The organism is Paenibacillus sp. YN15 (genome assembly GCF_003285005.1).
In the GTDB taxonomy this organism is placed as follows: Bacteria; Bacillota; Bacilli; order Paenibacillales; family NBRC-103111; genus Paenibacillus_AR.
Map to the genome: position 1 here is coordinate 1 of NZ_QMFA01000121.1, position 360 is coordinate 360.

Genomic DNA, 360 nt, shown 5'->3' on the forward strand with positions numbered 1-360 from the left:
ACGGATGCCTACGTGCTTGTCCATTTTGAGCCGCAATCCTACCGCGAAGCGGACTTTCACGAGCGGATGTTTATTTATTTCAGCCGCCTGTTTGAGCTGTACCGCAAGGAATTCAAGCTGATTATTCCCATTGCCGTGTTTTCCATGGATGGAGTGCGGCAGGAGCGGGACAGCATCCATATGGAAGTATCCGGACACGAGATTTTGCAGTTCCGGTTTTTGCAGGTGAAGCTGAAAAGCAAAAACTGGCGGGATTTTGTGGATTCGGATAATCCGGTGGCTGCTGCATTGCTGGCAAAAATGCGCTATACTAAAAAGGAAGCAAGAGAGCTCCGGACGGCTGTCTTAAGGATGCTGCTG

1 protein-coding gene is annotated in these 360 nt (G+C 50.0%); it reads left to right on the forward strand.

The features are described from left to right. On the forward strand, positions 1 to 360 hold a 360-nt coding region (locus DQG13_RS31110; protein WP_483874479.1), incomplete at both ends, for an RpnC/YadD family protein.